Here is a 4,669-nt window from a genome sequence, read left to right on the forward strand (position 1 = left end):
GGCCAAAAGGTTCAAATAAAATTATCAAATTATCCTGCTGATGAATTTGGTGAGCTAAACGGAAAAATAAAATCTATATCACAAATACCTGATGAAGAAGGTAATTACTTAATAGATGTAGAATTACCCCAAGACTTAAAAACTACTTACAGTAAAACAATTTCTTTCAGACAAGAAATGAAAGGAACTGCCGATATTATAACAGAAGACTTACGCTTGATAGAACGTTTTTTCTATCAGCTAAGAAATATTATTAAATAAACATTCTTTCGCGAAGAATAGACATAAACCTTGAGTGTCTTTAAATTAATTCAATAAAAACCTATTTCTTTTGTTTTTATAAAAAACATGTTTCCTCTTCTAAGATCATTATTCTCTTTCAACAAAATCAATCTAACTTTAAATACAATACTGAACTTCTTTTTTACTAACTGAAAACGCTAAGTGTTAATGAAATGTTAACGAAAATAGGGTTAACCCTATTTAACTAAGGGTTAACCCTAACAATCAATTAGGGGTATTGGGTATTGACAAGACATTCTTTTTAATTTATGTTTACAAGTATAAAATTGCTTTATACAAGTTACTTGCTATATGAAAAAAGAAAAAAAAACTGTTTTAATTATTGACGACTGCCCTTTAATAGGAGAAGCTTACAAAAGTATAATCAACTCAATTAATAAAAAAGATGATTATCATTTAGAAATAAATTTAACGAACTGCCCTGATGAGGGCACTGAAATAATTAATAAGATTGTCGAAAAAGAAATTACGTTAGATTTACTAATTTTAGAATTAAAATTTTCTCTTAACACAGGTAAAAAGATTATTTCAGGTGAAGACATTGTTAATTATGCAAGAAAAAGACTCCTAAATACAAAAATTATCCTTTCAACCAGATCAGATGATAACTTTAGAATCCACTCATTATTTAAAACGATAAACCCTGAAGGATTTATTTTAAAAAGAGATTTAACTTCAGGTGAATTTAAAAGAGCTATTTATTCTGTAATTGACGATAATCTTTACTATAGCAAATCTATTTTAAAACTATTAAGAAAAGAAGTTTCTTCTAATTTATCAATTGATGGTATAGATCGAAAAATACTCTACGAGCTCTCAATAGGTGCTAGGATGAAAGATATGCCTAATTACATCCCTTTATCTGCTGCAAGCATAGAAAAAAGAAAACGGCATTTAAAAAAAGTTTTTAATGTAAAAGACAAAGGTGATAGAGAACTTATTTTAATGGCAAAAGAAAAAGGTTTTATATAATATATGGTTTTACCTTACTTTTTTTACGGTTTTTAATCCTCTTTTTAAAATTTAAAAAAATAGCTTTGAAAAAGTAAAATATCTACCTTAAAAAAAACACCTTTTGAAAGATACCTTAATCAATTTAGTTCAGAGACTTTTAAAGAATAATCAAATTCCATTTGACAAAGAAGAACTTTCTTTTCAAATACAAAGTCATCCTTCATATCCTAGTCTACACGCTATAACAGGTGTTTTAGATCACTTTAATATAGAAAATGTAGCTGCAGATGTTCCAGTTAATACAGCAACGCTTTTACAATTACCTATTTGTTTCTTGGCTCAAGTTAAGACACAGCAAGGTCAAGATTTGGTTATAATAGAAAAAGACAAGCTAAACTATAATATATATAATACTGAAAACAAAAAAGAAAAATTATCTGAAAATGATTTTCTTGAAAAATTTACAGGAATTATAGTAGCTGTTGAACAATCAGAAGAAAAAACACAAGCAATAACGAACGCGAATACAACAAGAAATATTTCTATAAGTATTTTAGTGTTTTTAGCAGCGTTTTTAGTTTACAGAAATACTAACTCTTGGCATACTTTTGTTCATTTAACTTTATCAATAATTGGATTTATTGCTAGTATTGCAATCGTTAAACAAGAATTAGGGTTAAAAAGCAGCATAGGTGATGCTTTCTGTTCTGGAACAGATGATAAAAAAGACTGTGATGCTGTTTTAACATCAAAAGGAGCTGAAATATTTAAAAATTATAAATTAAGTGATTTTAGTATTATGTATTTTATTGGACTGACGCTATTAACATTTTTTCAGTCTTCTAATCCTATAATTTCATATACTATAAGTTTAATAGCTATTCCCATTACATTATACTCTTTATATTATCAATATGCTATTTTAAAAAAATGGTGTTTACTTTGCCTAAGCATTGTTGGTGTTTTATGGTTACAAGCTTTAATACCATTAATTACAGTTACCTATATAAATGATTTTATAATTACAGATACTGTTGTTCTTGGGATAGTAGTTCTAGTTACTTGGTTATTTTGGACCTATCTAAAACCTTTATTAACTAACCTTAATCAATTAAAAAAAGACAAAATTGAAAGTGTAAAATTTAAAAGAAACTATACGCTATTCGAAAGCTTATTACAAAAATCACCAAAATTAAATACACAAATACCAAACAGTAAAGAAATTGTTTTTGGCAATCCTAATTCTAGCTTAGAGATAGTACTTCTAACCAACCCTTTTTGTGGACATTGCAAACCTGTTCATAAGCATATTGATGAAATATTACAGAGATATCATCAAAATGTAAAAATAACAACTCGTTTTACGATAAACTCTAAAAACATAGAAGACAACCTAGTTAAGATAACTAGTAAATTACTAGAGCTTTACGATAAAAAAGGAGAATCGACATGCTTAAATGCGATGTCGGAAATATACGAGGATGGAAATACTGAAGCTTGGTTTAAAAAATGGGGCCATTGTAACGATATAAATTATTATGTATCTGAATTAGATAAAGGAAGTAATTGGTGTAAAGAGAATGCTATTAATTTTACTCCTGAAATTTTAATAAACGGAAGATCGTTTCCTAAAGAATACAACAGAACAGACTTAATCTTTTTTATCGAAGAACTAGAAGAAAATAATAAACCATTAGTAATGGTATAAATTTATAAAACAACAAAGCCCTGAAAACAGAGCTTTGTGTTTTGAACAATATTCTCTCGCGAAGAATAGACACATACGGTGAGTGTCTTTAAATGTTCGCCGCAAAAGTAACTTTAATAATTTAATTATGAACAAATCTATTTTAAATTTAGGAAAAGCTTTAAACAAAGCGGAACAAAAAACTATTAACGGTGGTAAATTACAATGTATTACACCATGGAGCAATGGAGAATGTACAGAATATGGACGCCAATGTGCAGAAAGACAATGCCAATTAATGCCTTTTTAATTATGAAAAAATCAATTTTAAACTTAGGGAAGGCCTTAAACAAAGCAAAACAAAGAAGCGTTAATGGAGGAAAAGACCCTGGGAACTGTAGAACAGACAAAGGATATGATTGGAATCCTATTAAAAGATGCTGCTGGACAGACCAATATAACTGCTGCTACGGAACTCTTGAATGCCCTGCTCCCTACCTATAATAGCGGAGTACAAGGTAAATAAAAAAGAGAGGTAATTATTGTGCATTCTACTATAGTAGCATAGAATTACGATCTTTTCTTTGTAATATTTAAATTAACAAAAAAAAATCATTTTAAAATATAAATCATGAAAAAATCAATTTTAAATTTAGGGAAAGCTTTGAATAAAGCAGAACAGAAAAACGTTAATGGTGGTAATGGTGGATACTGCAGAACAAAAAAAGATTGTTACACAAAATATCTAGGACCTGGAGATGTTGGTTGTGTAAACGGAAGATGTTTTTTTTGGTAGGAATTAAGTACTATAAAATTAATATAATTTAATTATGAAAAAACAAATTTTAAATTTAGGAAAAGCTTTAAACAAAGCTGAACAACAAACTATTAACGGTGGTAGAAAACAGTGTGATAAAAACCGTGACCGAGTATGTGAGGAAGTAGGTAGACAATGTGCTGAATTTTATTGTCAATTAGTTCCTATGGAAGCTATATAAAAAACACTTTACAAAAAATTAAAAATATCAACATGAAAAAATCAATTTTAAATTTAGGAAAAGCATTGGGTAAATTAGAACAGAAAGAAATTAATGGTGGACGTATGTTTCGACCTTTTGAGGGCTGTGTAGATATATGCAGACTTAGAGAAGAAGATAGGCAACACCATATAGAACTTCAAATGGAGTTATATGGTCAAGATTTTTCTCATTGTACCTCTTGCTAATAAATATTAACTAATAAATTTTTAAAAGAGACTTTCTTTATCTCTTTTAAAAATTTATTAGTAATAACACAGCGCTATATTTAAACTAAATAACAACTTTTTTAATCTTAAAAAAATAGCTTTTTTTGAAAAAATTTCCAAATTACAAACAAACAGAAGCTAAAGACTGCGGTCCTACTTGTATAAAAATCATAGCCAAACACTATGGTAAAACGATTAATACACAACAGTTACGAAGTTTAAGTGAAACCACTCGTGAAGGAAGTAGCTTACTTGGCTTAAGCGACGCTGTAGAGTCTATGGGGTTTAAATCTTTAGGTATAAAGTTATCTTATAACAAACTTAAAGAAGCACCACTACCCTGCATACTTCATTGGAATAAAAATCATTATGTAGTTCTTTATAAAATAAAAAAGGATACTATTTATATTTCTGATCCTGCACACGGGCTCATCACTTTTACTAAAAAAGAATTTATTCAATCTTGGATTGGTAACAAT

General features: G+C 28.3%; 8 protein-coding genes and 1 pseudogene. All 9 read left to right on the forward strand.

Annotated elements, in window-relative coordinates:
* Nucleotides 1-261: pseudogene (locus AC28QF_RS13775) on the forward strand (HlyD family secretion protein); the annotation flags it as partial.
* Between the two features lie 333 nt (nucleotides 262-594).
* Nucleotides 595-1,275, forward strand: coding sequence for a response regulator (locus tag AC28QF_RS13780; RefSeq protein WP_488202387.1), 681 nt, complete (start codon nucleotides 595-597; stop codon nucleotides 1,273-1,275).
* 103 nt (nucleotides 1,276-1,378) lie between these two features.
* Nucleotides 1,379-2,965 carry a vitamin K epoxide reductase family protein gene (locus tag AC28QF_RS13785; RefSeq protein ID WP_488202386.1) on the forward strand — a complete coding sequence of 529 codons (1,587 nt, stop codon included), beginning with the start codon at nucleotides 1,379-1,381 and terminating at the stop codon, nucleotides 2,963-2,965.
* A 127-nt stretch (nucleotides 2,966-3,092) separates the two neighbouring features.
* The gene (locus AC28QF_RS13790; protein WP_488202385.1) at nucleotides 3,093-3,254 is read left to right on the forward strand and encodes a hypothetical protein; all 162 of its coding nucleotides are present in this window, start codon (nucleotides 3,093-3,095) and stop codon (nucleotides 3,252-3,254) included.
* Nucleotides 3,218-3,448, forward strand: a complete 231-nt coding sequence (locus AC28QF_RS13795) for a hypothetical protein (protein ID WP_488202432.1) — start codon at nucleotides 3,218-3,220, stop codon at nucleotides 3,446-3,448. The genes AC28QF_RS13790 and AC28QF_RS13795 overlap by 37 nt, the downstream gene beginning before the upstream one ends.
* Before the next feature lie 127 nt (nucleotides 3,449-3,575).
* A complete protein-coding gene (locus AC28QF_RS13800; RefSeq protein WP_488202383.1) occupies nucleotides 3,576-3,740 on the forward strand; it encodes a hypothetical protein in 165 nt (54 codons plus the stop codon).
* Nucleotides 3,741-3,774: 34 nt separating this feature from the next.
* Entirely contained in the window at nucleotides 3,775-3,942 is a 168-nt protein-coding gene (locus AC28QF_RS13805) for a hypothetical protein (protein ID WP_488202382.1), read from the forward strand.
* Nucleotides 3,943-3,974: 32 nt separating this feature from the next.
* On the forward strand, nucleotides 3,975-4,169 hold the full coding sequence (locus AC28QF_RS13810) for a hypothetical protein (RefSeq protein WP_488202381.1): 195 nt from the start codon (nucleotides 3,975-3,977) through the stop codon (nucleotides 4,167-4,169).
* Between the two features lie 125 nt (nucleotides 4,170-4,294).
* On the forward strand, nucleotides 4,295-4,669 hold a 375-nt coding region (locus AC28QF_RS13815), incomplete at its 3' end, for a cysteine peptidase family C39 domain-containing protein (protein WP_488202380.1).

It is taken from the genome of Tenacibaculum sp. M1.3A (genome assembly GCF_057732375.1).

Bases quoted from the DNA above. Each gene is read 5' to 3' on its own strand.
- AC28QF_RS13790 (WP_488202385.1), top strand. From the start codon at position 3,093: ATGAACAAATCTATTTTAAATTTAGGAAAAGCTTTAAACAAAGCGGAA.
- AC28QF_RS13810 (WP_488202381.1), top strand. From the start codon at position 3,975: ATGAAAAAATCAATTTTAAATTTAGGAAAAGCATTGGGTAAATTAGAA.
- AC28QF_RS13795 (WP_488202432.1), top strand. From the start codon at position 3,218: ATGTGCAGAAAGACAATGCCAATTAATGCCTTTTTAATTATGAAAAAA.
- AC28QF_RS13800 (WP_488202383.1), top strand. From the start codon at position 3,576: ATGAAAAAATCAATTTTAAATTTAGGGAAAGCTTTGAATAAAGCAGAA.
- AC28QF_RS13780 (WP_488202387.1), top strand. From the start codon at position 595: ATGAAAAAAGAAAAAAAAACTGTTTTAATTATTGACGACTGCCCTTTA.
- AC28QF_RS13805 (WP_488202382.1), top strand. From the start codon at position 3,775: ATGAAAAAACAAATTTTAAATTTAGGAAAAGCTTTAAACAAAGCTGAA.